Annotated in this window: 26 protein-coding genes; 18 read left to right on the forward strand and 8 right to left on the reverse strand. The window is 46.4% G+C overall.

All coding sequences use genetic code 11. The features are described 5' to 3' along the window. Positions 1-37 precede the first annotated feature (37 nt). Positions 38-2,269, forward strand: coding sequence for a M1 family metallopeptidase (locus GC130_RS26860; protein WP_152001455.1), 2,232 nt, complete (start codon positions 38-40; stop codon positions 2,267-2,269). Between the two features lie 217 nt (positions 2,270-2,486). Here GC130_RS26860 and GC130_RS26865 read toward each other — a convergent pair whose 3' ends face one another. Continuing rightward, positions 2,487-3,644: a hypothetical protein gene (locus GC130_RS26865; protein WP_152001456.1), complete on the reverse strand. Its 1,158-nt coding sequence runs from the start codon at positions 3,642-3,644 to the stop codon at positions 2,487-2,489. A gap of 136 nt (positions 3,645-3,780) precedes the next feature. Here GC130_RS26865 and GC130_RS26870 point away from each other — a divergent pair, with 136 nt between their 5' ends. Further along, positions 3,781-4,704, forward strand: coding sequence for a M28 family peptidase (locus tag GC130_RS26870; protein ID WP_152001457.1), 924 nt, complete (start codon positions 3,781-3,783; stop codon positions 4,702-4,704). Next, positions 4,701-5,270 carry a DNA-3-methyladenine glycosylase I gene (locus GC130_RS26875; protein WP_152001458.1) on the forward strand — a complete coding sequence of 190 codons (570 nt, stop codon included), beginning with the start codon at positions 4,701-4,703 and terminating at the stop codon, positions 5,268-5,270. The genes GC130_RS26870 and GC130_RS26875 overlap by 4 nt, the downstream gene beginning before the upstream one ends. Positions 5,271-5,280: 10 nt before the next feature. Here GC130_RS26875 and GC130_RS26880 read toward each other — a convergent pair whose 3' ends face one another. Further along, a complete protein-coding gene (locus tag GC130_RS26880) occupies positions 5,281-6,246 on the reverse strand; it encodes a Fic family protein (RefSeq protein ID WP_152001459.1) in 966 nt (321 codons plus the stop codon). 327 nt (positions 6,247-6,573) lie between these two features. Here GC130_RS26880 and GC130_RS26885 point away from each other — a divergent pair, with 327 nt between their 5' ends. The 4 genes from GC130_RS26885 to GC130_RS26900 all read left to right on the forward strand — a co-directional run bounded on the left by GC130_RS26885 (position 6,574) and on the right by GC130_RS26900 (position 10,650). Then, positions 6,574-7,674: a helix-turn-helix domain-containing protein gene (locus GC130_RS26885; RefSeq protein WP_152001460.1), complete on the forward strand. Its 1,101-nt coding sequence runs from the start codon at positions 6,574-6,576 to the stop codon at positions 7,672-7,674. Beyond that, the gene (locus tag GC130_RS26890) at positions 7,675-8,115 is read left to right on the forward strand and encodes a hypothetical protein (RefSeq protein WP_152001461.1); all 441 of its coding nucleotides are present in this window, start codon (positions 7,675-7,677) and stop codon (positions 8,113-8,115) included. A 272-nt stretch (positions 8,116-8,387) separates the two neighbouring features. Further along, on the forward strand, positions 8,388-8,876 hold the full coding sequence (locus tag GC130_RS26895) for a multiubiquitin domain-containing protein (RefSeq protein WP_152001462.1): 489 nt from the start codon (positions 8,388-8,390) through the stop codon (positions 8,874-8,876). Between the two features lie 349 nt (positions 8,877-9,225). Next, the gene (locus GC130_RS26900; protein WP_152001463.1) at positions 9,226-10,650 is read left to right on the forward strand and encodes a ThiF family adenylyltransferase; all 1,425 of its coding nucleotides are present in this window, start codon (positions 9,226-9,228) and stop codon (positions 10,648-10,650) included. A 68-nt stretch (positions 10,651-10,718) separates the two neighbouring features. On the opposite strand, the gene GC130_RS26905 is transcribed toward GC130_RS26900, so the two are convergent. Further along, positions 10,719-11,375, reverse strand: a complete 657-nt coding sequence (locus GC130_RS26905; RefSeq protein ID WP_152001464.1) for a DUF3365 domain-containing protein — start codon at positions 11,373-11,375, stop codon at positions 10,719-10,721. 90 nt (positions 11,376-11,465) lie between these two features. Between GC130_RS26905 and prfA the strand changes: the two genes are divergently transcribed. The 9 genes from prfA (at position 11,466) to GC130_RS26950 (ending at position 21,100) form a co-directional block, all read left to right on the forward strand. Further along, positions 11,466-12,533: a peptide chain release factor 1 gene (gene prfA / locus GC130_RS26910; RefSeq protein ID WP_152001465.1), complete on the forward strand. Its 1,068-nt coding sequence runs from the start codon at positions 11,466-11,468 to the stop codon at positions 12,531-12,533. Between the two features lie 30 nt (positions 12,534-12,563). Next, positions 12,564-13,961 (forward strand): right-handed parallel beta-helix repeat-containing protein, encoded by a 1,398-nt coding sequence (locus GC130_RS26915; RefSeq protein ID WP_152001466.1) that lies wholly within the window; start codon positions 12,564-12,566, stop codon positions 13,959-13,961. A gap of 144 nt (positions 13,962-14,105) precedes the next feature. Next, positions 14,106-14,531, forward strand: coding sequence for a secondary thiamine-phosphate synthase enzyme YjbQ (locus GC130_RS26920; RefSeq protein WP_152001467.1), 426 nt, complete (start codon positions 14,106-14,108; stop codon positions 14,529-14,531). Positions 14,532-14,607: 76 nt separating this feature from the next. Then, a complete protein-coding gene (gene trxA, locus GC130_RS26925; RefSeq protein ID WP_152001468.1) occupies positions 14,608-15,390 on the forward strand; it encodes a thioredoxin in 783 nt (260 codons plus the stop codon). A gap of 109 nt (positions 15,391-15,499) precedes the next feature. Continuing rightward, positions 15,500-16,177, forward strand: coding sequence for a DUF4956 domain-containing protein (locus GC130_RS26930; protein ID WP_152001469.1), 678 nt, complete (start codon positions 15,500-15,502; stop codon positions 16,175-16,177). Then, a complete protein-coding gene (locus GC130_RS26935; RefSeq protein ID WP_152001470.1) occupies positions 16,178-17,170 on the forward strand; it encodes an HlyD family secretion protein in 993 nt (330 codons plus the stop codon). Next, the gene (locus GC130_RS26940) at positions 17,167-18,402 is read left to right on the forward strand and encodes a hypothetical protein (RefSeq protein ID WP_152001471.1); all 1,236 of its coding nucleotides are present in this window, start codon (positions 17,167-17,169) and stop codon (positions 18,400-18,402) included. The genes GC130_RS26935 and GC130_RS26940 overlap by 4 nt, the downstream gene beginning before the upstream one ends. Before the next feature lie 14 nt (positions 18,403-18,416). Further along, positions 18,417-20,084, forward strand: a complete 1,668-nt coding sequence (locus tag GC130_RS26945) for a CotH kinase family protein (RefSeq protein ID WP_152001472.1) — start codon at positions 18,417-18,419, stop codon at positions 20,082-20,084. A gap of 254 nt (positions 20,085-20,338) precedes the next feature. Beyond that, positions 20,339-21,100 carry an SDR family NAD(P)-dependent oxidoreductase gene (locus GC130_RS26950; protein WP_152001473.1) on the forward strand — a complete coding sequence of 254 codons (762 nt, stop codon included), beginning with the start codon at positions 20,339-20,341 and terminating at the stop codon, positions 21,098-21,100. Here GC130_RS26950 and GC130_RS26955 read toward each other — a convergent pair. Together GC130_RS26955 and GC130_RS26960 are read right to left on the reverse strand one after the other, a co-directional pair. Then, positions 21,097-21,585: a DinB family protein gene (locus GC130_RS26955; RefSeq protein WP_152001474.1), complete on the reverse strand. Its 489-nt coding sequence runs from the start codon at positions 21,583-21,585 to the stop codon at positions 21,097-21,099. The genes GC130_RS26950 and GC130_RS26955 overlap by 4 nt on opposite strands. 3 nt (positions 21,586-21,588) lie before the next feature. Further along, positions 21,589-22,002 (reverse strand): VOC family protein, encoded by a 414-nt coding sequence (locus GC130_RS26960; protein WP_152001475.1) that lies wholly within the window; start codon positions 22,000-22,002, stop codon positions 21,589-21,591. Between the two features lie 68 nt (positions 22,003-22,070). Between GC130_RS26960 and GC130_RS26965 the strand changes: the two genes are divergently transcribed. Then, the gene (locus tag GC130_RS26965) at positions 22,071-22,964 is read left to right on the forward strand and encodes a patatin-like phospholipase family protein (protein WP_152001476.1); all 894 of its coding nucleotides are present in this window, start codon (positions 22,071-22,073) and stop codon (positions 22,962-22,964) included. Beyond that, positions 22,961-23,575 (forward strand): bifunctional 2-polyprenyl-6-hydroxyphenol methylase/3-demethylubiquinol 3-O-methyltransferase UbiG, encoded by a 615-nt coding sequence (locus GC130_RS26970; RefSeq protein ID WP_152001477.1) that lies wholly within the window; start codon positions 22,961-22,963, stop codon positions 23,573-23,575. The genes GC130_RS26965 and GC130_RS26970 overlap by 4 nt, the downstream gene beginning before the upstream one ends. On the opposite strand, the gene GC130_RS26975 is transcribed toward GC130_RS26970, so the two are convergent. Genes GC130_RS26975 through GC130_RS26985 form a run of 3 tightly spaced genes read right to left on the reverse strand, consistent with a single transcriptional unit; the run spans position 23,576 to position 25,367 of the window. Then, on the reverse strand, positions 23,576-24,370 hold the full coding sequence (locus GC130_RS26975; RefSeq protein ID WP_152001478.1) for a YgcG family protein: 795 nt from the start codon (positions 24,368-24,370) through the stop codon (positions 23,576-23,578). It lies immediately after the preceding gene. Next, positions 24,345-24,782, reverse strand: coding sequence for a TPM domain-containing protein (locus tag GC130_RS26980; protein ID WP_152001479.1), 438 nt, complete (start codon positions 24,780-24,782; stop codon positions 24,345-24,347). Before GC130_RS26980 ends, GC130_RS26975 begins: the two co-directional genes overlap by 26 nt. Positions 24,783-24,785: 3 nt before the next feature. After that, positions 24,786-25,367 (reverse strand): LemA family protein, encoded by a 582-nt coding sequence (locus GC130_RS26985; protein ID WP_152001480.1) that lies wholly within the window; start codon positions 25,365-25,367, stop codon positions 24,786-24,788. Positions 25,368-25,388 lie beyond the last annotated feature (21 nt).

Genomic DNA, 25,388 nt, shown 5'->3' on the forward strand with positions numbered 1-25,388 from the left:
CAAAACCCAAAGACCGATTTCCAAATACTCAATGTTTATGAAAAGGATTCTTTTAAGTTGCCTGGCCATTGCAGCGGGCATCATCACAGCAGAAAATGTTAACGCCCAGGGGCAATGGGGCCAAAAGTTTGAGCAAATGGGCACCTTGCTGCCCACACCGAACACTTATCGCACAGCTTCAGGAGCCCCCGGAAGGGAGTACTGGCAGCAAAAAGCCGACTACGATATTTCGGTAACCCTTAACAACAACAACCAGTCGGTGACCGGTGAAGAAACAATCACCTATCACAACCAGTCACCTGATCAACTCAAGTATCTTTGGTTGCAACTCGACCAGAATATGAGGGCCAAAGACTCCAACACCCCGCTGGTGTCTTCCAGTAGCATGCCTGATACCATTTCGGGAAAGTCGTTGCAGCAACGGATCACCAGGGATCAGGACTTCGATGGAGGTTTCAAAATCGCCTCTGTTAAGACTGTAGACGGCAAAGCCATTCCATATACCATCAACAAAACAATGATGCGGGTAGACCTTCCGCAGCCTCTGAAGTCGGGCGGTGAAGTCTCTTTCAAAGTGGCCTGGTCATACACTATCAACGACCGCATGCAGCTTGGCGGTCGTTCTGGCTACGAGTACTTTCCAAAGGACGGCAACTACCTGTACACGATTGCCCAGTGGTTTCCTCGCATGGCAGTGTACGACGACGTGAATGGCTGGCAGAACAAGCAGTTTCTGGGCTCAGGCGAGTTTGCCCTGGCCTTTGGCGACTACACTGTACGCATCACCACGACGGCTGATCATGTGGTAGCTTCAACAGGCGTTTTGCAAAACCCAAAAGAGGTGCTAACAGCTACGCAGCTTGAGCGCCTTGAGAGAGCAAAGAAAAGTTTCGACAAGCCTGTAATCATCATTACGCAAGAGGAGGCCATCCAAAATGAGAAGTCAAGAGCCAAGGGTACTAAAACCTGGGTTTATAAGGCTGAAAATGTCCGTGACTTTGCCTTTGTATCATCAAGAAAGTTTATCTGGGACGCCCAGGCTGTGAAGTTTGACAACAACACGCCTTTGGCGATGAGCTTTTATCCAAAGGAAGGAAATCCTCTTTGGGAAAAAGAATCAACCAAAGCAGTGGTCAACACATTAAAGACCTATTCGAAATACACCATCGACTATCCTTACCCGGTAGCTCAGTCGATTCATACAGCTTCCATTGGTATGGAGTACCCAATGATTTGCTTCAACTTTGGCCGTCCGAACTCCGATGGCACTTATTCGCAAAGGACACTTGAAGGTATGGTGGGAGTGATTGTGCATGAGGTAGGCCACAATTACTTCCCGATGATCATCAACAACGACGAACGTCAATGGGCATGGATGGATGAAGGCATCAACACTTTCCTTGAGCACCAGACCGTGGTTGAAAACTACCCTGGTTTCAATACCACCTGGGGAACGCCAGCAGGAGTAGTCAACTATATGAAGGGCGAGAAAAACGACCTTCGCCCCATTATGACCAATCCTGAAAACGGAAGATCGCTGGGCTACGAAGCCTATGGAAAGCCGTCCGCCGGGTTGGTACTGCTTCGTGAAACTGTGATGGGCCCTGAGCTTTTCGATGCGGCCTTTAAGGAATATGCGCAGCGATGGGCGTTTAAGCACCCCTCACCCGCCGACTTCTTCAGAACGATGGAAGACGCTTCGGCTGTTGACCTCGATTGGTTTTGGAAAGGTTGGTTCTACAGCGTGGATGCGTGCGACATCGCTGTGGACAAAGTGACCTGGTACAAAATGAATATTGACGCCAAAGGTTTCGAAAATCAGGTAAAAGTGAGTGGTGATGGCACACTTGGAGGAGGTGATGTTTCAGTAGAAAATGGCCTTGCCGCACCAAAACCATTCACCATGGCCAACACCAAAAGCTCGGAATACGGCGAGTTCAAAAACGCCGTCGACGATAAAGCCATTCAGAAAAGAAACGCCGAAAAGAACTTCTACGAAGTGACTTTCAAAAACGAAGGTGGCTTGATGATGCCGGTTATCATCGAATGGACATATGCCGACGGTACCAAAGAAGTCGAGAAGATTCCGGCAGAAATATGGAGACTCAACGAACAGCAGGTAACCAAGGTGTTTGCTAAAGACAAGCAGGTAGTAGGCATCAAGCTGGATCCTAAGAATGAGATTCCTGACATTCAGCAAAGTAACAATGTGTACCCAAGGGTAGACAGTAAGAGCAGGTTTGACAAATTCAAAGACGGCTCGAACTAAGTTGCAAAACCATCGTTAGGAAGAGGCTATTTAGAAAGTTCCTCAAAATATACGGATGTCACATTGAGCTCGTCGAAATGCTTAAATACGTTAAATATCAAGGTTTCGACAGGCTCAACCTGACATCAGATTTGGAACTTTCTAAATAGCCTCTTTTTCGTATATGCCTCAAAAGAGGAAAGATTTGCTTATGAGAACTAAACCCTAACCTAAATACCTACCTGATCTTCAGCTCATCTTTAAAATTCTGAATATAATTGCCGAGCGCTTCGTCCATCGTTTCATCAGCATCCCACTTCGTACCTAGGTACACATCGCCGGTCACCAGGTGCTTGACATAAAACTTGTACACAGGAGCATGCACCGGAATAGTCCTCAGGATGGTCTTGCCGTTACTGGTTTTCATTGTAATGTAGTCGGTCTCATTCTTGTCCACCTCATAGTTCAGCATTTCTCTGATGGTGTATCCGGTAGTGTTGAGGTTAAGCAGCACATACTGATAACCTGCATTGTACAACTTCTTGTCGTCGCCATCATACTCCACCAACTCATACTTGAAGGGGTAATCCTGCATGGCGCCTTTCAGCACATTATTGGAGCTGGCTACTTTGGCGTTGTACTTCTGTATTTCCTTTTCTACATTGTTGTTGACAATTCCCCCAGGCTTGTCTGCAGGGATTTCCACTTTGGTATACATGGGCACCGCCAGCTTGTCAATTTTCAGGTCACCGGCGAAAGATGGAAACCGTCGTTTTGTGACAATATCCACATCGGTAAAGAACTCCGGCTTTTCTGTAATAAGGAAGTTTTTGTTTTCCTGTTTCGATTTGTAAACTGCTTTTCCAAGGTTTTTGACCACCTTTTCGAGGTCTTTGTCCTGATCTTTCCAGGCTTGCTGCCCGTTCGACATATAGGTTTTCGTGCCGTCGTAGGGCGTGATTACTACCACTACTCTTTCACTTTCTTTGCCTGCAATTTTAAGATTTACCTTGCTCAATAGAATGAGGTTCTTGATCTGGCGGGAGTTGAGAAAGTCCGAAAAGGCTTCCGTTACGTCTGTCCCAGCCATCACATCGTCGATATTCAGGTAGGCAACGGCATCAATACCCATTTTCCGAAACTCCTGGTGCATTTCGGTTGAAAAACCTTTCCAGTCGCCTCTTTCCGAAGTCCCCCTGCTTTTGGGTGGCACGCTTACAAATACCGCAGAGCGACCGGATAAAAGATCGGCAGGCAGGTCGTTGGTATAGTCCAGAAACCGAAAACCTGCTATATTTATTTCTTCTTCCTGTGCCTGTGCAGTAAAACCAATCAGGCAAAGGGCAAATGTGAATTTCAGCAATTGTCTCATGGGGATATTTAGGATTACTATCATATTCAACAGAGATAAGTTTCTATTATTGTAAGAGGAATAGCTATTTACGGAAAAAAGGGACAATAGATAAAAAGATGCCCCGGCGACCCCTTCCAGATTCCCTCCGGCTTTGTAAAACAAGATATTTTCGGAAGAAATGCAAGTAAGAGCAAAAATCATAACACACAGCAAAGCGTATACTTTAATATGCCTGCTGCTTTTCTGTGGGCTCATGAGCCATGCTCAGGTCAGCGTTGATTCCACGAGACTGATGAATGCTTTGAAAGCTCTTTCGTCTCAGGAAATGGCCGGCCGTTTGAGTGGCACCAACGGCATTAGCAGAGCCCGCATATTTATCAAAAACAATTTTAACTATGCAGGGATTCACGAGTTGGAGAGCAGTTGGTTTATTCCATTCGATATCAAGGCAAAAAACTACCCTTCGCAAGGAGTGAATGTCGTTGGTTTTTTGAAGGGAGAAAGCGACTCGGCCGTTGTGGTTACTGCGCACTACGACCACTTGGGTGTGAAGAACAACGAGATTTATTATGGCGCTGACGACAATGCGTCGGGGGTAAGCGTGCTGCTGGAAGCCGCCTGGCTTTTTGCTGCTAAGAAGGTTATGCCGAAGTACACGATCATTTTCGCAGCGCTGGATGCGGAGGAAACCGGCTTGCTGGGAGGTTATGCCCTGGTGGAGTACTTGCAAAAGGCCAATATCCCAGTGAAGCTGAATGTGAATATGGATATGGTGAGTAAAGGCTTCAAAGGTGAGCTGTACGTATGTGGCACCTATCACTATCCAAAGCTCAAGTCGCTGGTAGATATGGATGGCTCCAGGTATGCCAAAGTCCAGCTGAAGCTGGGCCATGACCAGCCTGGCTCAGGTCACGACGACTGGACGATGTCGTCCGACCATGGGCCGTTTCACAAGCAGAAAATCCCCTTTCTTTATTTTGGGGTAGAAGACCATAAGTACTACCATCAGCCGACGGATACTTTTGAAACAACACCGTATAGCTTCTTCTATCATGCGGCGGAAACCATCACAGGCTTTTTAAACGAATACCTCTACCAATGAACGACAACAAAAAACGCTGTGCCTGGTGCCTGGGCTTCGACGACTATGTAAAGTACCACGACGAGGAGTGGGGAGTGCCGGTGCACGACGACCGCAAGCATTTCGAATTTTTGATCCTCGAAGGAGCGCAGGCCGGGTTGAGCTGGAGCACCATTCTGAAAAAGCGGGCCGGCTACCGTGAGTCATTCGCCGATTTCGATCCTGAGATAGTGGCACAGTTTACGCCGCAGATCGTGGAAGAGCTGCTCCTTTTTCCGGGCATCATCCGCAACCGGCTCAAGATCCAAAGTGCCGTAACCAACGCACAGCAGTTTCTTAAAGTGCAGCAGGAATTCGGCAGCTTCGACAAATACATCTGGCAGTTTGTAGACAACAAGCCCATTGTGAACCAGTGGAAAGACTACAAAACAGCTCCACCGACAACCAAAGAGTCGGACGCATTGAGCAAAGACCTGAAAAAACGAGGTTTCAAGTTCGTCGGCAGCACCGTCATTTACGCCCACATGCAAGCCTGTGGCCTGGTGAACGACCATGTGGTGGATTGCTTTAGGTATGGGGAGGTGTGAGTAAGCTGGGCTAGATTTTCTTTTCTATCACCTTGTAGGTTGTCAAGCGATTCATACCGAGGACGCTGAAATGCCCCAATTCAACTCCTTTTTTTAAGTCACGGCTGGCGGTGGCAGTTGAAAGTGTCTTGAAAACATTCATGTAATCTTTTCGGGTAAATGACTTAATCTTCAGAGACAGGAAATACTGGAGCCGATCAACTTGCGATTGACTCGCTCCTTTGGTTTGAAGTACGCTATCCAGCGCCAGGCTAATGACGCCAAGCATGTAGGCGATGAATGGAGTTGAATGTCCGGCCTTATCGCTATCAGAAAGGGCTTTGTAGTAGGCTACCTGATTGGCCGAAATGAGCGTTTCAAAAGGAAGAAACTGAAAGACGGGAAATTTGCTAATCAGGATCACAGTCTGCCAAAGTCTTCCCATTCTTCCGTTGCCATCCATAAACGGGTGGATAAACTCTACCTCATAGTGAAAAACGCAACTTTTGATCAGAGGAATATCATTGTCCGTTTTGAGATACTTGAAAAGATCCTTCATCAAAAAAGCAACATTTTCGGCCGGCGGGGCAAGGTGTTGAACTTTTGAGCCCTTCACAATGCCCACACCTTTTTTCCGATAGAAGCCAGCATCTTTCTCAAGCGACTTCATAAGTAGTTTGTGCGCAGCCAGGAACGACTTTTCGGAATCAAACCTGAAGCTCTCGATTTTATCGTAGACCTCAATGGCGTTCCGAACCTCCATAATATCTCTTTCAGGGCCAATCACCCGCTTGTTTTCAATCAGTGCCGTTATTTGATCTTCTGACAACGTATTACCTTCTATTTTCAAGGAAGAGTGAATTGTTTTGATCTGGTTTTGCTTCCGCAGGGTTGGGGACGGTTTGATCAGAAAGCTGGCGTTGACCGCACCAATTTTCTCCGACACTTCAGTAAGCAGGCGAAGAATTTCCGAATTGATCTGATAGGGCGGCTTCATAATGCTATCATTTGATAGCATCAAAGATAGGCCTTTTGAGAGGACTTGGGAATAATTGTGGTACCAAGTTAGGCTGCTGTGTTGTTATCTTTACCCACATGAGAGACTGACTTGTCGTGAGCCGCTGCCTTTTTGGTCTGGTTACTCAAGGAATCGTAAATCGAAATCGTCACCCAATAAGCTAAACAATCTTTTTGCTCTCAGTGTAATGCCGAATTTTTAAGCGACGAGTTGACAATTTTATATTTGGGTTGCTTTTTAGGTGACGATATTGTATTTTTGTTCAATCGTCACGTAAAGACAGATTTTAACAATAAATTTGCCCCAATGAACACAACTGACACTACCAATTATTTTGCTGCCAACCTTGCAATTGCTAGGAGGTATGCTGGATTGTCTTTGAGCGACTTGGCTGAAAAAATAGAGGTATCAAAGCAAACCATCAGCAAGTATGAAAATGGCGAGTTAAGCCCTAGCATGAAAAAGGTTTTTGCATTAGCCGACGCCTTAAAAATTCGCATTGAGGACTTTTTTAAAGCGCCAAGCGAGGAAAAGTTCTTTTTGAAGGGTTTTGAGATAAAGGACGTTTCGTACGACTCTTTCAAAAGGGTCAAGTTCAGGGAGGGTAAATGCATCCCGACCGACCTCGTAGAACGAGTAAAGGAAACGGCAATGAAGGAATTCATAGGATATGAGGAGCTTGTACGTTTGTCTAACTATCAAATTAAGTTCAATAACCCAATCAAAAACGTTCCGATTAGGAGCAAGGGTGATGCCGAAGAAGCAGCACTCAAAGTGAGAAGAGCTTGGAAGTTGGGAAGCAGTGCTTTGTCAAGTGTCATTTCTGTACTAGAGAATCAGGGAGTGCGAGTAATAGAGGTACGGGAGCAGGTTGATTTTGAAGGCTTAAGCGCTTTGATAATGGACATACCAGTAATAGTGATCAATCGAGAGATCGAGGAAATTACTAGACGCAGGCTTACCACGCTTCATGAGCTTGGCCACCTAATTCTGGAGATCGATGAAGATGTAATCTCATACGACGACATAGAAAGAATATGTGACGCTTTTGCAGGCGCAATGTTGATGCCAAAAGAACTTTTGTTTTTGGAGTTAGGGACTAGCCGCACTAGAATTTCAAAAAGGGAACTCATAGCGCTTAAGGAAAAATACGGGATATCGGTCAGGGCGATTCTAGTCAGAGCGGCATTCAACAAAATTATTGCTTGGCATGATTATCACTTAATCAAACTGGAACATGAATTTGATTCTGACTTTGGTCAGTACTTTGGCGATGAAAAGCCAAGAAGGTTTCATCAGATATTATTGAGAGCGCTTCTTGAAGGGAAAGTTACAAGAGGTAAGGCTGCTGAATTATCTGGCTGGTCTACAGCCAAGGTTAAGGAATTTGAAGACAACTATTTTTAGATGAAACTAATCGCACACAACATAGAACGGTTGCTTGTTTTGTTTAAGTCTGGACTTTTTGAGGAAGGCCCAGATTTTACTTTTTCTGTTGTTGATGTGGCGTTAGAAAAGATCACTAAACAGATGGCGTTTCAAATTGAGGGATATAGCCGACGAGGATTCTTAAAGACAATTGATTCTGAGACAATAAGGTGTAAAGATGTTGAGCGACTTTTCAGGATGCACGGAAGAGGTTACCAGGTTGACGAAGTTATGGCTCTTGTCTATTGTATAAATACACAATCAATGCTCCTGACGGATGATAATGCTATGTTAAAACTGTGCAACAATGAGGCAGTTTTAACCACTAGCTATGATAAGATATTAGAATATGTTTTAGACCTGAGGCTAAAAAATGACAAACTAAACGAAATAAAAAAATCAGGCAGAAGACCCACCTGATTTGGATAATTTTCAGAATTCAAGGATTGATGGATCCAAGAGGTTCTTTTTTAACGCAATTCAAAAGTACCATATTCTGAAATAATATCCAAAGTGGGTTAACCTTCCTGGTTTCTGTAACCAAAAACACTTTGCTCCATCTATTTAACTGATTTATAGCTACCGATTATCTCCTTAAACCTTAAAATGTACCCAAGGAGTAGGACTAGTTCGAGCTGGCGAAGCGCTAAGCCTGACAGGGTATTCTTGACTAAATAGTTAAATAGAAACTTATGAAATCAATTATGAAAGAGGAGAAAACCTCTGCAAAAAAAACATACAAAGTCGATGTGGATGGGAAGAAGATTGACTTCATCGAACCTGTCGTAAAGGGGCGTGACATATTGGTAAAGGCTGGTAAGACGCCACCCGAATGTCACAGTTTATATCAGAAGCTTAAAGGCTGTGATTTTGAAAAAATCAGCCTCGATGAAAGGGTAGATCTCTCGAACCCCGGAATAGAACGCTTCACTGTAAAACCTCCTGATGTGTTTTTTTACACTTTGGATGAGGAACCGGAGACGACAGGTGAAAAGGCCCTATCGGCAAATCAAATTCTTGAAGATGGTGGTATTATGCCTGTAAAGGATTACTACCTGATAGAGATTGATAGTGCCGGCCAAGAGATATCTCATAAAGATACTCCTGACGAGCCGATCCAAATGAAGTGTCCAGGATCTAAATTTGTGTCGGTATTCAAAGGTGAAACCCCAGTTTCTTGATTATGGCACGAGTTGACTTTGTAAATCAGTTGAAAGCTCTTGGGTATCATACCCAGGAGTTTTCTAATAATGTGGTCGCTGTCGAATATGTTGTTCCAATTGGGAAGAACAAAGGGAAAGTGGCCTTGCTTGGGTTTCCGGTTGGTGACGATTTTCCAATGAATTGTCCGGCGGGATTGCATTTTAATTCTTCAGATTTAGGATGGAAAGAGCCAATACAGAATGTTTCTGACAGCCCGCTTGGAAGCCCTTGGAGATATTGGAGCAGGAGGTTCCCTGATTGGAATAAGACGGATCGGTCGGTTAAGGCCTTCATGGCCCACGTTCGAAACATTTTAACCAGAATTTGATGAAGAGGTTTGGTGTGGTAGTACCTGATGAAAGTCATCAGGTACTACAAAACCATTTACTGAGAGTAGATGGTCAAGAAGATTTGTGCTTTGCTACCTATGTTCCAAGTACTGGTTCAAATCGCCACTCTGGTATCGTTCGTGAGATAATTTTACCAAATGAAGGTGAAAGGAAGGTTCACGGAAATGTCGGATTTCTTCCAACGTACTTTGAAAGAGCAATGCTCTTTGCAAGGAAACGCAAAGAGGGGCTAGTGTTTCTGCATTCACATCCTGTACCAGGCTGGCAGGGAATGAGTAATGATGATGTTATTGCGGAAGAAAGAATGGCACCAGCTGCCAATACTTTAACTGGTTTGCCTTTGATAGGCATGACGATTGGTACTGATGGGGCTTGGAGTGCACGTTTTTGGCTAAAGGACAGTGTCGAGAAAAGAAAGTTTAATAGGTATTGGTGCGAATCAGTAAGAGTCCTCAGTAAGAAGCTGAATATTACTTTTAACGATGACCTCCTTCCACCTCAGTTTGATTCAAAGAAGCAGTTAAGGACAATTTCAGCTTGGGGCAGAAAAACCCAGGAGGATTTGTCAAGACTAAGGATTGGAATCGTGGGACTTGGGAGCGTTGGAAGCATTGTCGCTGAAGTATTGGCGAGAACAGGGTTTTCCAACTTTGTTCTGATTGACTTTGACACGGTTGAGGAGAAAAACTTGGATCGTACTAATGTTTTGAAGGCAGATGTTGGACGTGCGAAGGTGTTTGCTGTTGAGGAGGTTATAAGGCGTTCAGCAACATCGCCAACAATCCACATCGACTCCATTGAATACAGTATCTGCGAGAAGAACGGCTACCGCTCTGCGTTGGATTGCGATATTTTGTTCAGCTGTGTAGATCGGCCTTGGCCTCGTCAGATTCTTAATTTCATAGCCTATGCTCATATGATACCAGTGATAGATGGTGGTATCCTAGTGAGGACAAGTAGGGATAATACGAGAATGATTGGAGCGGATTGGAAGGCTCAGACAGTTGGGTATAAGAGGCCGTGTTTGGAATGTTTAGGGCAGTATAAGACTGAAAATGCGAACTTGGAGAAGGAGGGTAAACTTGATGATCCTAGTTATCTGGCAGGTCTTGAGAAATCCCAATTCATTGACGCTCACGAAAACGTGTATGTTTTTAGTGCTAATGTGGCTTCCATGGAAGTTCTGCAACTGCTTAATATGTTCATTGCGCCGTCAGGAATGGCAGACGTTGGCCAACAGATGTTTCATTTTGTTTCTGGTCAGTTAGATCAGGATAAATCGAAAAACTGTAGTGTGGCTTGTTATTTTCAGGAAGTTGCCGGTAAGGGAGACCTTGCCAATATTACGGTTTATGGAGTTCATCCCGTTGCTGAAGCTGCGAGACTATCTCGATTGATTTAGTATTGAAAGATAGTTTGGTGTAACTTTTTTATGCCAAACTGTCTTTTTTAAAGGAACTGGTTTTCCTCTCACAACTCCAACACCAACTCCTTCTTCTCAAACACCACTTTCCAGATCCCCCGCCATTCGCCCAGCTCGTACCCGGTGGCTTTGTCCTCAGGGTAAAGACCTTTGATTTTATCGGCTACTTCCTGGGTAAGCTCTTTACCCGGCGTGCCATGGCATTGGAGGCACAGCGCAGCGCCCATCATGATGGGTCGGGTGTAAATTACCTGTGTGGAGTTGTCCTCCATGAACACTTCTTCCCTCGGTGCTTGTCCCTGCTCCACACTATAGGTGTAAGCTTCCATAATGGCTACTTCATCGTCAGTGGGGGCATCTTTCGGGTTTCGCCATTTGTTGCTCACTCTCCTGATGCTAGCATGGTTGGCTTTGGATAGCGAGTCCACCAGCGGAAAAGCATTGACATTGCAATACTCTACCGCTCCCAGTACGCCCTCCGACTCAATTTTTTTCATCAGGGTTTGAAGCAAAACCTTTTGTGCGGCATCGGTAATGGCCAGCCCCCTTTCTTTGGCTTTGTCAGTAATTTGAGACGGAAGCACATGTTTCACCTCCCTGTCTTCCATTTCCTTTTTTACTGCTTCACTATTCCCCTTATCCATGGGGCCGCAGCCGGAAGCAATCAGAAAGAAGGAAATGGAAAGGATTATCGGCGTTCTCATAGGTGGGTTGTCTAACGATCCGTTAAAATAACCACACTTAATCGAAAAAAGATCAGGGGTTTATTAATTTTGCAGCTTAATTTTTCAGGAATGCTCGATAAACTAGAGGCCATCAAAAAGCGCTTTGAGGAAGTAAGCGACCTTATTGTTCAGCCCGATGCCATGGCTGACATGGCACAATACACCAAACTGCACAAGGAATACAAGGAGCTTAGCCGCATTGTTGCTAAGCTGGAGGAATATAAGAAGGTCAAGAACGACCTGAAGGGAGCCAAAGAACTGCTCAACAAAGAGAAGGATCCGGAACTCCGGGAAATGGCCAAGATGGAGATTGAAGAGCTTGAGCCAAAAGAGGAGGAGCTGGAGGAAGAGCTCAAGCAACTGCTGATTCCCAGAGACCCTAATGACAGCAAGAACGTTATTTTAGAAATACGAGGAGGTACCGGAGGCGACGAAGCAGCCATTTTTGCAGGCGATCTTTTCCGCATGTACCAGCGCTTTGCTGAGGAAAAAGGCTGGAAAATGAATGTACTTGATTTGACGGAAGGTACATCGGGCGGCTACAAAGAGATTATCGCTACCGTTTCTGGTGAAGATGTGTACGGCATGCTCAAGTTTGAGTCGGGTGTGCACAGGGTGCAAAGGGTGCCTGCGACAGAAACCCAGGGCAGAGTGCATACGTCAGCTGCTACCGTAGCTGTGCTCCCCGAAATGGAAGAAGTGGAGGTTAATATCGACATGAATGACGTTCGGAAGGATACCTTCTGTTCTTCAGGTCCGGGTGGACAGTCGGTGAACACCACTTATTCGGCGATTCGTTTGACCCACATTCCCACAGGCATTGTGGTGAGCTGCCAGGATGAAAAGTCGCAGATCAAGAACTTCGAAAAAGCCCTGAAGGTATTGCGTTCACGGATTTACGAAGTGGAGCTGAAAAAGCACAATGACGAAGTCGGAGCCCAACGCAAGTCGATGGTGGGTAGCGGCGACCGTTCTGATAAAATCCGCACCTACAACTACCCCCAAAGCCGGGTAACTGACCACAGGATAGGGCTTACGGTTTATAACCTACCGTCAGTTATGGACGGCGATGTGGGGGAGTTTATTGAACAGTTGAGGATAGCCGAGCACTCGGAGAAACTGAAGGATGGAGAATAATTCCACACTTCCATCGTTCAAAATGCACTTATGTTGACTCGTCGACTCGTATGGCTGCTCATTCTTCCCCTTTGGTGGGCATGCACACCCGACGAAGAGGTTTTTTCTGAGCTTTCTGATGAGTCTCTTTACTTTTCTACCGACACGCTGTACTTCGACACGCTGCTGACCACCCAGTTGAGCCCGTCGTACAGGCTGCTGCTTTACAACCCCAACAAGAATGGAGTTATAGTGCCTGGGATCAGACTCAAACAGCTGGAAGGCTCTCCATTTGAGTTGACCATCAATGGCTTGTCGGGAAAGGCATTCAACAACATCAAAATCCTGGGCAAGGATAGCCTGCTCGTGTTGGTCAATGGCAGGCTACCCGTTACGGGTGAGGTCGAAGCGAAGAGAGTGCTGGACTACCTGGAAGTGGTAGGCACCACCCGTACCAATGTGGTGCTGGATGCCTGGGCGCAGGATGCGTCATACTACAAGGGGCTCAGTATTATCGAAGAGGATCAAACCTGGGAAGCTGGTATGCCCTATGTTGTTTCAGACTCACTGGTTGTTGCCCCTGGTGTAACTTTAACTATTAAGGCAGGTGTTGAAGTGCTTATGCAACCGGGAGCCAAATTGTTTGTACTGGGCACGCTTATTACTGAGGGCACACCAGGCAAAAAAGTAGTCTTCAGAAATACCCGCAACGACAGAGACTATCGGGAAGCTCCTGGCCAATGGGTAGGTATTTATTTCCTGGAGGGGAGTAAAGACAACTTCCTCAATCACACCGTCATCAAAAATGGGGAGGTAGGTTTGAGAATAGGTACGCCCGACGATGACGACATTCCTGATGTAGTGATTGCCAATAGTACCATTGGCAACATGTCGTCCGATGGCATTCTGGCCTTGACGAGTGATGTATACGCCTACAACACTGTCGTGTACAATGCGGCTCGTTATCTGGTAGCGAACGTGGCTGGCGGCAACTACCGCTACGAGCACTGCACTTTTTCCAATTACCCCTCCGACTTCTTTCGGGAAGACCCTTCGGTCATTTTCTCAGACAATATTTTGCTGGCAAATGAAGAGTTGTTTACGACGCCATTGCAAGCACGGGTATTCAACAGCGTAATTTGGGGTACGCAGAAGGAGGAGATCGAGTTCAATACCGGGGGAGGCGCCAGCTTCATTTACCAGGTCGGCAACAGTTTATTGAAAACAACCAACTCACTGCTGAACGCCAACAACAACCTGATCAACACGCCGCCAAAATTCTTCAACGAATTTTTGTACGACTATCGCCCTGATAGTTTATCGCCTCTTATCAACAAGGCAAAATACCTCAACATCGATCTCGATAACCTTGGGCACCAAAGAGACAGCCTTCCTGACATCGGGGCTTATGAATGGGTACCCGGTCAAAAGGAAAACGAGGAAGGATGATCGTCAAGCCTGCGCAGGCAGGCATCTCAATAAATCACCCATTTTCACTGCAACATTGTTGGGGTGCTTCTAGCTAATCTTACAAGCGATCCGGCTCCCTGATACCCACGTTGGAAATCAATATATCAATCGTTACTATTAATCATGGAATTTTTTCAAAAAGAGATAACGCTGAAGCCCTACCCAAGAGGGTTTCACCTTATTACCCGGGAGGTGTTGGCGCAGTTTCCCGAGCTGCAAAAAATCAGGCAAGGTGTGCTTCAGGTGTTTATTCAGCACACATCGGCCAGCCTCACGATCAATGAAAATGCAGACCCGACCGTTAGGGTAGACTTCGAAAGCCACTTCAACAAAATGGTACCCGAAAGCGCACCCTACTACCGGCATACCATGGAAGGCCCCGACGACATGCCGGCACACATCAAAGCATCGTTGCTGGGAGCTTCCGTACAGCTCCCTGTTACCAATGGCAGGCTTAATACGGGCACCTGGCAGGGGATATATCTTTGCGAACACCGAAACTACGGTGGAAGTCGGCAGCTGGTGCTGAATGCCTGGGGAAACACATAAGACAACCTTCAAAAGTGTTGGTTTCAGGAACTGTCGATGGCCGCATTTTTGTTAAATAGCCGGAAATAATTGAACCATGGATTTTGACAAAGAAGTAATAGCGAAAAGTAAAGACGTGCCTGTGGTCGTTGACTTTTGGGCACCCTGGTGCGGACCCTGTCAGTTTTTAGGGCCGATCATAGAGGAACTGGCTGGTGAGGCCAAAGGCACCTGGGAATTAGTAAAAGTGAACTCAGATGAACACCAGCACCTGTCGGCGGAGTATGGCATCAAGGGCATTCCGGCAGTGAAAATGTTCCATAAGGGCGAGGTCGTTGCCGAATTTACAGGCGCACTTCCCAAACATGAAATTCAAAAATGGCTGGATCAATATTTGCCAAGCGAGGAAAAGGAGCTTTTGAGCCAGATAGAGCAGAAACTGATCGCTGGCGATGAGAACGCCCTGGGTGAATTGGAGAGTTTTATTATTGACTATCCGGCAAGTGATGAGGGGAGGATGCTGATGGCGAAGAGTATTGTTTTGCAGGATCCTTCCACGGCGAGAGAAGTGCTGTTAAAGGTGGTGAACAGAAATAAGTTCTTCGACGACATGCAGCGACTTGAAGAAATGGCCAATTTTCTGGAAGCGGACATTTCTGTTGACAGTGCCGTCGGGAAAAAACTCGGAGCGGCGCAGGAGGCTTTTAGAAACGATGACCCCGAAAGCGGCATCAGTCTGCTCATAGAAGCGGTTACGATCGACAAAGCGTTTATGGAGGAGCTGCCCAGAAGGGCGGCCGTCGCTTTCTTTCAGCTCATGGGTGCACAAAATGAGCTGACAAAAAAGTACCGGCGTAGATTCGATATGGCACTTTACTGACGAAGAGAGTGGAAATTAATAGCGAGCGGCCCTACCAGGTCGCTTTTTTTTTACGTTAAGGATACATTACTTAGATGTTACGCTAGAGTAAATACGAACATAAGAATGTATGCTTGAATTTTTTCCGGTGGAGCTTCAGTCGGGGTTTCCCACTTTCATTACAGCCATTTACACCTTGATGTGGGGCCTTGTTTTGGCTTCGCTCATCGCTATCACCCATAAAAAGACCTACACGGGTTTCGTTTATCCTGACCAATTTTTTATTTCGATGATCCTAGCCACGCTGGTATCCACCGCCGTAATGATGTCGATTGGCGACAGCCTGGCACGTGGCTTGGGCATTTTTGGAGCGCTGGCCATTATCCGGTTCAGAACCAGAATAGAGGAGCCTAAAAATCTGCTTTTTCTGTTTTCCACACTGGTTTTGGGGATAGCACTGGGTGTTTACGGTTTTAGCATTGCTATATCCAGCACCTTCATGTTTTGCCTGGTGGCCTGGCTACTTCATTTTTTCGTTGAGAGAAAAAACCAGAAAGAGCGTTTTGCGCTGGTAGTGACAATGGAAACAATGGAGTTGGCCACACAAATAGAGCAAATTATAAAACCGCTGAGCCTGAAAATTCGGCTGGTGAGCCAGCAAAAAGGCAAGGAAGCCACCTGGCAGCTCGAGTGGCAGGTAGTTCGGGTAGCTGGGGAGGCAGCAACGTCTTTTTTGCAGCAGATGAGTGAGATTGAAGGGGTTCTTCAGGTGAAATGGTCAAAATCAGGAAATTTGGTAAGAGTGTAAATGAGCGTTCCAAAACAAAACTATTACGCATTCTATGTAACAATTGTGCTTCTGGCCGGGGCTCTCCTTTATTTCAGTCTGGACTATCCTGTGCGCAAAGCCAATCTATATGGCGTTGTGGAAAGCCCCAAGGTAAGACTTAACCACCCACGTAAAGCTGTGATCCTTGAGGTGAATGTTACCCCTGGTCAAAAAGTTGAAAAAGGGGCTGTGCTGATGAGGCTTGAGTCGCAAGCCATCCTCGACGACCTTCAAGACCTGGCCTATCAGGAAAGCAAGCTCGAAGCAACTAGCGAAAAGGAGCTTTTTGAGTTTGAAATTGAAAAAAATGAGCTCGCTCTGGAGCTGCAGCAGGAGCGCACTAAACGAGAGCAGGCTATCGCTGAAATCAAGATGGCAGAGAACCGGGACGCCTCCTGGCTAAAGAATTTCACTACTACCGAACCAAAAGACACCACAAGCGCAGCAGCCTGGAAACTGGAGATTATTGAGCAAAATTTTGAGGCAAGCCTTTCGGAGAATAAGCTTAAGCAGTCGTTGCTGCTAAAAAAGAGGCAGCTGCAAGTAAAGGCTGTTGAAGCCAGCAGAGAAGAGCTGCTGCATGAGAAACAAAGACTGGAGGCAGAAAAGGCATCACTTGTGCTGTTGGCTCCTGCCAGCGGCATTGTCGACAATGTCTATTTTATGGAGGGTCAAACCGCCGATGGCTTTTCAGACCTGCTATCGTTGTTGCCTGACGAAAACAAGTTTGTGAGGGCATATATCACAGATCAGACCAATATTGTTGGCGACCTCTCCCGGGTGGTGGTGCAGTCTGCGCTGGAAACAGACAAGAAGACGACGGCAACCTATATCGGGTCAGGTGGTGTCGAAGTGCTGCCCACTATGATGCAACAGCTGCCGGTTCAGCAATCAGGCAAAGAGATCTTCTTCAAACTCGACAACACAAAAGGCTGGCTTCAGGGTGAAAAAGTATTGATTCTGGTACCATGAGAGGGAGCAAACTCATCGGTGCGTGTCTTTTCTTTCTTCCCATTATGGCAAAAGCCAGGCAGCAGCCCTTGCCGCTGTTTGATCAAATCGGTGTTGGTATAGAGAGTCAGCCAGAAATAAAAGCGGCAAAGCAACAGCTGGAATGGTTTCAACAAAACAGGTACGGCGTTGCTTATTTTGATGAGATTGATTTTAGAGTGGGAGGCATCACCAACGACAAAACTGAGTACGCCTTCCGCCTTCGTCCCACCAACCCTTTCTATTATGCGGCAGGAAAAAGTATGGGCAAACTTTTGGAGACGGAGGCCCAGTTGAAGTTGAAGGAGGCTATGCAAGCAGCCCTTTTCGATAAGATTGAAACCTGGCTGAAAATCAGATATGTCGCATTGCAATTTCAGGAAACGGAAGCGTCTGTTGCCTGGCGGCAGAAGTGGTTGGAGAATATGGCTCAATACATTTCCGAAGGCGGATTTGATGCCGAGGAATTGCTTGATGTGGAGCTTGAAAGGATTGATTTGGCGGTGGATCGTATGGACTTGTCGGAGGAATTGGAGAATGAGCTTGCTGATTTCCTGGATGATCCGAACCCAGCTAAAGTAGAAACACTTGCCCAGTCATTGTTTGAAAGCGTGTTCCCCGATGTGGCGTTGGAAAAGTTATTGAGCACAGTGGACGAGTTAATGCAGGTGCCATCAGCGGTATCGCTTGCCACGGAGAAGGAGCAGTTGAATGTGCAGCTCACGGAGAGTAAAGTGCTGCTGGAAAAGCGAGATTGGGATATTGGCTTTGTGCAGCCCGAGTGGGATGTGGAGGGCAAAGAGAGGTTTGGCTTGCGGGTAGGCATTGGCATCCCAATTTTCAACACCAATCGCATGCAAACCCAAAACAGGCAATTATCTCTGATCAATGATAAATGGGCGGAGGTAAAGGCAAGGACGGAGTGGGATGTTAAACTTGGAGCGGCCTACGAGAAAACGTTACGGATGGCAGACCAGGTCAAAGCCCTGAAAGAATTGGATGTTCAATTAGATGCCTATCGGGAGAAATTGTCGGTCATAGATCCTGGCGATGCCAGACAGAGCCTGTTGAAGTGGCTAAAGGCCAAGGAAAAGCTAAGGGGAAGAGTAATAAAGGATCAGTTTTTGCTGCTATCGGCCTACCTGGATTACCTTAAGCTTAAAGGCCTGCTGGCTGAGCCAACAGCCTTGAGCTATTTTGAAGACATTTGGTAAGTAAACCTACTTTTATGAAAACTACATTGTTAAGAGCTCTGCTTGCAGGAGCTATTTTTTGTACGCTGTCCGCTCAGTCACAGTCTGTTGATTTTGAGTCGTCGAACCTCCCCATTATTATCATCGATACCGAAGGGCGCACCATTGTTAACGAACCCAAGGTGAAAGCAAGAATGGGCATAATCAACAACCAGGAAGGGGTTACTAACCACACTTCTGATCCTTTTACTGACTACGATGGCTTCATCGGTATTGAATTCAGGGGCTCCTCTTCTCAAGCCCTATTTCCAAAGAAGTCCTTCGGCATCGAGACCTGGGACGAGCAGGGTCAGGATCTGGACACGGCTATATTGGGATTTCCGTCGGAAGAGGATTGGGTTTTACACGGGCCTTACTCCGACAAAACGCTGATGCGGAACAAACTGACCTTCGATCTTTTCTCATTCACTGAGCGCTATAGCTCGAGAACAAAATATGTTGACGTGGTGCTCAATGGGCAATACCACGGCATCTACCTGTTTATGGAAAAGGTGAAGCGGGACAAAAACCGGGTGGATATAGCCAACCTAAAACCTGAGGATAACGAAGGAGAGGAGTTGACCGGGGGCTACATTTTGAAGCTCGATAAGTTTGACGGCAGCGGTGGTGGGGGCTTTGCGTCAGAGTACCGACCAAACAATTATAAAAACAGTGATCAGGTGGCCTTCTTTCAATACGATGAGCCAGCAGATGACGAAATCACCAGTGCCCAAAAAGCATACATACAAAGCTTTATGAAGAGCTTCGAAAGCGCTTTGAAGTCGAGCTCCTTTAGGGATCCGGTGTCGGACTACCGCAAATATATAGAGCTGTCGAGCTTTGTTGACTTCTTCCTGATTAATGAGCTCAGCCGAAATGTTGATGGCTATAGGCTCAGCACCTTTATGTACAAGGACAAAGATGACAAGGACGGGCTCCTGACTCTTGGGCCAATATGGGACTTTAACCTTGCGTTTGGCAACGCCGACTACTGCCAGGGAGGAAACACCCAGGGCTGGGCCTATAAGTTCAACGACATTTGCCCGAACGACTTCTGGCTGGTTCCCTTTTGGTGGGACAAACTGATGACTGACCCAGTTTTCAGACAGCAGGTGAAATTGCGGTGGATGACGCTGCGGAGTGGTGCCTGGTCCGACGAAGCAATAAGCACGATGATTGATGAATATACCGATGTCTTATCTGACGCCAAAAATAGGAATTTTCAAAGATGGCCGGTAATTGGCCAGTACACATGGCCTAACAATTTTGTTGGAGCAACTTACACAGCGGAAGTGGACTATCTTAGGAACTGGATCACTCAGCGCACCACTTGGCTGGATCAGCAGATAGAAGATTTTGAGGGGCCAGTGGATGTAACCGGACTAAGCAACGGAGAAGTTGATCTGGTGACGTTTCCCAATCCTTTTGTTGATTTAATATACTTCCAAAATGGAACCACCTCTGGGGTTGAGTCAATAAAAATATTTTCATTCTCTGGTCAGCAGGTGAGAACAATTAATAAGCGGGGAAAATTAGGTGGCAGCCTGGCCTGGGATGGCAGAAATTCAAACGGAGAGGACTTGCCGCCAGCCGTTTATCTCTACCAGGCATTTTCAGGTGACGGACAAGTGACGGTTGGAAAGATCATCAAATCAGCACGTTAGATGAATTGTGGATAACTTTGCAAAAATTGTGGATAATCGCACACAAAAACCATAATTACCTATATATAAGATAGTTAACTTAATTTAGTTATCGACATTCTTAAACCAGATTCGTCAATTTTCTTAGTCTCCCGCTTCGCTGAGGCTGCCTGACTATTGGTAAATTGGAAAATCATTCTAAGAGAGGATTGCTTATTGACTTTTAGTTTCAGCGCTAATCACTTATTTTTCGGCATATCGAATGATCCTTCACTATGTACATTAATTTATCTGGTCTGAATGTGCTCGTAACAGGAGCCAGCAGGGGCATAGGCAAGGCCATTGCGGCTAAGCTGGCAGAAGCAGGGGCCACCGTGGCAGTGCATTACCACAAGAGTGGCAGAGAGGCTGAAAACCTGGCCCATGTGCTGGGCAATGAGAGCAAAGCTTTTCAGGCAGATTTGGCTCAGCCTGATCAGGTGGTGCAGCTGTTCGATAAGGTGGTGAGTGAATTTGGGTCTCTCGAACTTTTGGTCAACAATGCCGGTCTGGCCATAGCTTCCGACATGGGTTCCGCCGATAAACAGTGGCTTGAAGAATGGAACAAAACCATGATGGTCAATCTTAATGCAACTGCAATTCTTTGTAAAAAAGCCATCGACCATTGGCTTAAAAGAAAGGCGACTGGAAGGATCATCAATATCTCATCAAGAGCTGCCTTTAGAGGAGACACCGCCGAGTACCTGGCTTATGCGGCGTCCAAAGGTGGGGTGGTATCGCTCACCCGGTCGATAGCGAGGGCCTACGGCAAGCAGGGTATCAAAGCGTTCAATATTGCGCCTGGCTTTGTGCGAACCGATATGGCCAAAGAATTTGTGGAGCGATATGGCGAGCAGGTGGTGCTTGGTGATTTGGCGCTTGAGCGACTTACCGAGCCGAAAGACATTGCTCCCATGGTGACTTTCTTATGCAGCGGCCTGGCAGACCATGCTACAGGTAGCACCATTGATATCAACGCCGGCAGCTACGTGCACTAGCTGGAAGGCAGGTAGGTGCCAACAATCTTCGCTGTGGTGACAATCTGCCCAGCATGGTAAATGTCGTGATGGACGATGCCTTCAATCAGGTGTTTAAAGTCGTAGGACTTTCCTGGCACTTGCTTCTCAAATGTATCCGTAGAGGTTCTTTGAATAAGGTCGAGAAGTATTTTCTGGTTGTCATCAAAGTCCTCGAGCAAAGCGCTCCAACTCTCTGTATTTATTTGATCAGACGGGCTCCAGTCTTTTTCAGAATTGAGAGGTACTTTATACGCCTCGTTGCCGTTTAGTTGCTCAACCACAAATGTGCGCCAGGTAAGCATGTGTTGCGCCAGCTGGAACACAGAATGTGAGGAAGCATCGGGGCGCTCGCCAACTCTTTCCGGTATAATTTCCCATAAAATTGTTCTAACCGGCTTGCCATACCAGGGCGAACCTGAATAAACATCCTTCAACTGACTTACTACGATTTCGACCCAGCTCATATGTTAATGGGCAAACACCTGTGACATGTCCTGAAATGACTTGAACTCCAACGCATTGCCACTCGGGTCGAGAAAAAACATGGTGGCCTGCTCGCCTACTTCTCCTTTAAACCTCACATGTGGCTCAATGATGAATTCGATGCCTTGTTTGGTTAACCTGTCGGCCAGCTCATGCCATTCTTTCCACTTAAGTATAGCCCCAAAATGCCTGACAGGGACCTTGTCGCCATCCACCTCATTCGTTTTTGCCTGTGCCACTTCGTCTGGCTTCAAATGGGCGCTGATCTGGTGCCCAAAAAAATCAAAGTCGATCCATTTCTCAGCTGAGCGCCCGACTTTGCAGCCAATCACTTCAGTAAAGAACTTTCGGGTAGCTTCGATATCACTAACTGGAAAGGCAAGATGGAATGGTGTCATCGTATTAAAGTTTAGATTTAGGTCGAAAATTTACATATTAAAGTGGCTGTTAAAAACTATTTTTACATATGGGTAAAAAAGTAGCGTTGGTGCTTTCAAGTGGTGGGGCTAGGGGAGTCGCTCATATCGGCGTTATCGAAGGGCTCATTGACCACGGCTTCGAGATCACCTCGATTGCTGGTTCGTCCATGGGATCAGTTGTTGGTGCGTTTCATGCTTGTGGCAAGTTGCCGGAATTCAAAGAGTGGATTTGCAACCTTGATCGAGTTGAGGTTTTTAAGCTCATCGACTTTACTTTCAGTTCGCAAGGCTTTATCAGGGGAGAAAAGGTTTTTAAGAACCTGGAGAAAGTTATCCCGGATCGGCCAATAGAAGAAATGCAAATTCCGTTCATTGCCGTTTCAACTGACCTCAACACACAAAAGGAGAAGGTGTTCGACTCCGGGAGTATGTATCATGCTATCAGAGCATCAGTAGCGATACCCACTGTGCTCACGCCCCTCAAGGCGGGTGAAAGTCTGTACGTAGACGGCGGTGTGACCAATCCTGTGCCAGCTGATAAAGTGAAAAGGACCAAGGGAGACATTCTCGTTGTTTCCAATGTAAATGCATTCAAGCCGTACGTTAGTCCCTTGAAGAAACAAGAGAAAAGAGAGTCCAATCAATACACAAAGCGGCTAGAGGAAATGATGAGCAGGATAAGCAAAGTGATTCCTGGCTCCAGCTCCGCAAAGAAGAAATTGGGGTTCTTTGATTTGCTCAACGATTCCCTTGACCTTCTGCAGGATCGGCTTACTTCAGAGCTTTTGAAGCAATACAAGCCGGGGTTAAGTGTTGAGGTGTCAAGGCAGGCCTGTTCTACATTTGAATTCTACAGAGCTAAAGAAATAATTGAAGCTGGAAGGCAGGCATTTGAAGAGGCCTTGAAGGCATCCAACCTTTTGTCCGAACCGGAGCAATGAACTTCAGAGAACTCAATACCCAACTGGGCAATATCGATATCTACCTTTTGGATCAAATACTCAAGGGCCGCTTTGAAGGAAAAAGCAAGGTGTTGGATGTAGGCTGTGGCGAGGGTCGAAACCTCATTTATTTTGCCAAAGAAGGCTTTGATGTCTATGGTTTCGATCAAAGCCCTTCTGCATTGCAAATGCTTCGATACCTGCTCAAGGGGACCAGCCAGGGTTTTGACGAAAGAAAGCTGATAGAGGGGAATGCGAAGAGTTTGCCGTTGCCAGCCGGTTACTTTGACATTGTCATCAGCAGTGCTGTGCTACACTTTGCTGAAAGCGTAGATGCTTTTCATAAACAGATGGCCGAGTTGTTTCGGGTATTAGCTCCCGATGGCATTCTTTTTATTCGCATGACCAGCGATATTGGCCTTCCGGATGCCACCGAGAATCTGGGAAATGGTCGCTACCTGATTCCAGATGGATCAGCAAGGTTTTTACTCACCAGAAGTTTGATAAAGGAAATCGTCGATAAATTTTCCTGGCAGCTGATAGAGCCCGTGAAAACCACTGTGGTGGATGATGTTAGATGCATGACAACTCTGGTGTTTAGAAAAGACTAACTACCAGGAGCCACTGGCACCGCCACCACCAAAGCTTCCACCTCCGAAGCCGCCAAAATCACTGCCACCGCCAAAATTTCCTCTTCCGCTGTTAAAATCATTGAAAGTATTGCCACGGCCCCGATTCATGCTCGACATGAGAAAGAGCATTGTCCAGAAGCCAGGCTTGCGTGAAGAAAAATGCCCTCTTCTTCCCCGAAAAACCGAAATAATAGGAATGATGACAAAGAAGAAAACGATAATAAGAGACAAAATTCCTGGCGTTTTTTTTGCCGTTCGTGGATCCGCTTTGAACTCGCCTGAGGCCATGCTCATGAGTATGCTGGTTGCCTGATCCAGCCCCTGGAAATACTTTTGCGCTCTGAAATTAGGTACTATGTACTTTTCAATGACTCTTTTAGCATAAGCATCGGGGATAGCACCTTCCAGCCCATAGCCTGTGCTAATGCTCACCTTTCGGTCACTAATTGCCACTAAAACCAGTACACCATTTTCCTTACCTTTTTTTCCGATGCCCCATTCCTGGGCCAATTCAGCTCCATAAAGATCAATATCGTCTTGCCCTATTGTTTCCAATATCACGACAGCGAATTCATTGGAGGTACTGTCCCGATATCCCCTGAGCTTATTTTCCAACATATTAGTTTCCTGTTGGCTAAGCAGGTTCGCATAGTCATTCACGATCCTCGGCGGCGACATTGGCTTTGGAAAACTCTGTGCCGAAGCCGCTAAGCTGGTCATGACCAGTAAACCAGTGAAAAAATAGAACTTAATTTTGGCCAAAGGAAATGTCATCAGGGAGTTCGTTTACGTCGTCTTTTTGGTAAGGGAAATGTTCTTTTAGCTGGGCTCCGGCCATACGGATGCCATCACTCAGGCCAAGGGTCAGTTGCCCTGACACGAAGCGATCCTTCATGTGGTCTTTAATGTCGCCCCAGTAGTGGTCAGGCACCACCTGGTTAATGCCGGCGTCACCAATTATCGCAAATTGATGATCTTCCACAGCCAGGTAAAAAAGCACACCGTTTCGTTGCTTGGTTTTCTGCATGTTCAATGTGGAAAAAACTTCTGCAGCCCTGTCCAGCACATCTTTCTGACAATGTCTTTCGATGTGTACCCTAATCTCGCCAGAGGTGGCCAGCTCGGCCTCCTTGATCGCTTGCACGATATTGCGGCGTTCTTCTTCGCTAAAATATTCTTTCGCCATAGTCTAGAATTTTACCTCAGGCGCCTTTTCTGCACCCTCAGAAGCTTCAAAATAGCCTTTTTTATCGAACCCAAACAAACCGGCTGTAATGTTGCCTGGAAACCTCCGTATGGTTGTATTGTAAGCCTGAACTACTTCATTGAATTTTTTTCTTTCAACAGCAATCCTGTTTTCGGTGCCCTCAAGTTGAGCCTGTAACTCGAGAAAGTTTTGATTGGCTTTCAAGTCAGGATAACGCTCGGCAACCACCATCAGCCGGCTAAGTGCCGAACCAAGCCCGTCCTGAGCTTGCTGAAACTGCTGCATTCCTTCAGGAGACAAGTTATCGGCACGAATGGTTGTGGACGTTGCCTTGGCCCGGGCTTCGACCACCTGGGTGAGGGTTTCTTTTTCAAAATCAGCATAGCCCTTTACTGTGTTCACCAGGTTGGGGATAAGGTCGGCCCTTCTCTGGTAAACATTTTCCACCTGAGACCATTGCCCACTAACTCCTTCTTCAAGGCTGACCATCTTGTTATAACCACAGGATGAAGCCAAACCGATAATGACAACCAGCAATACAATAGCAATAAGTATTTTCTTCATTGTTTAATTGTTATAAGACGG

This window comes from Imperialibacter sp. EC-SDR9 (assembly GCF_902498805.1).
Taxonomy (GTDB): Bacteria; Bacteroidota; Bacteroidia; order Cytophagales; family Cyclobacteriaceae; genus Imperialibacter.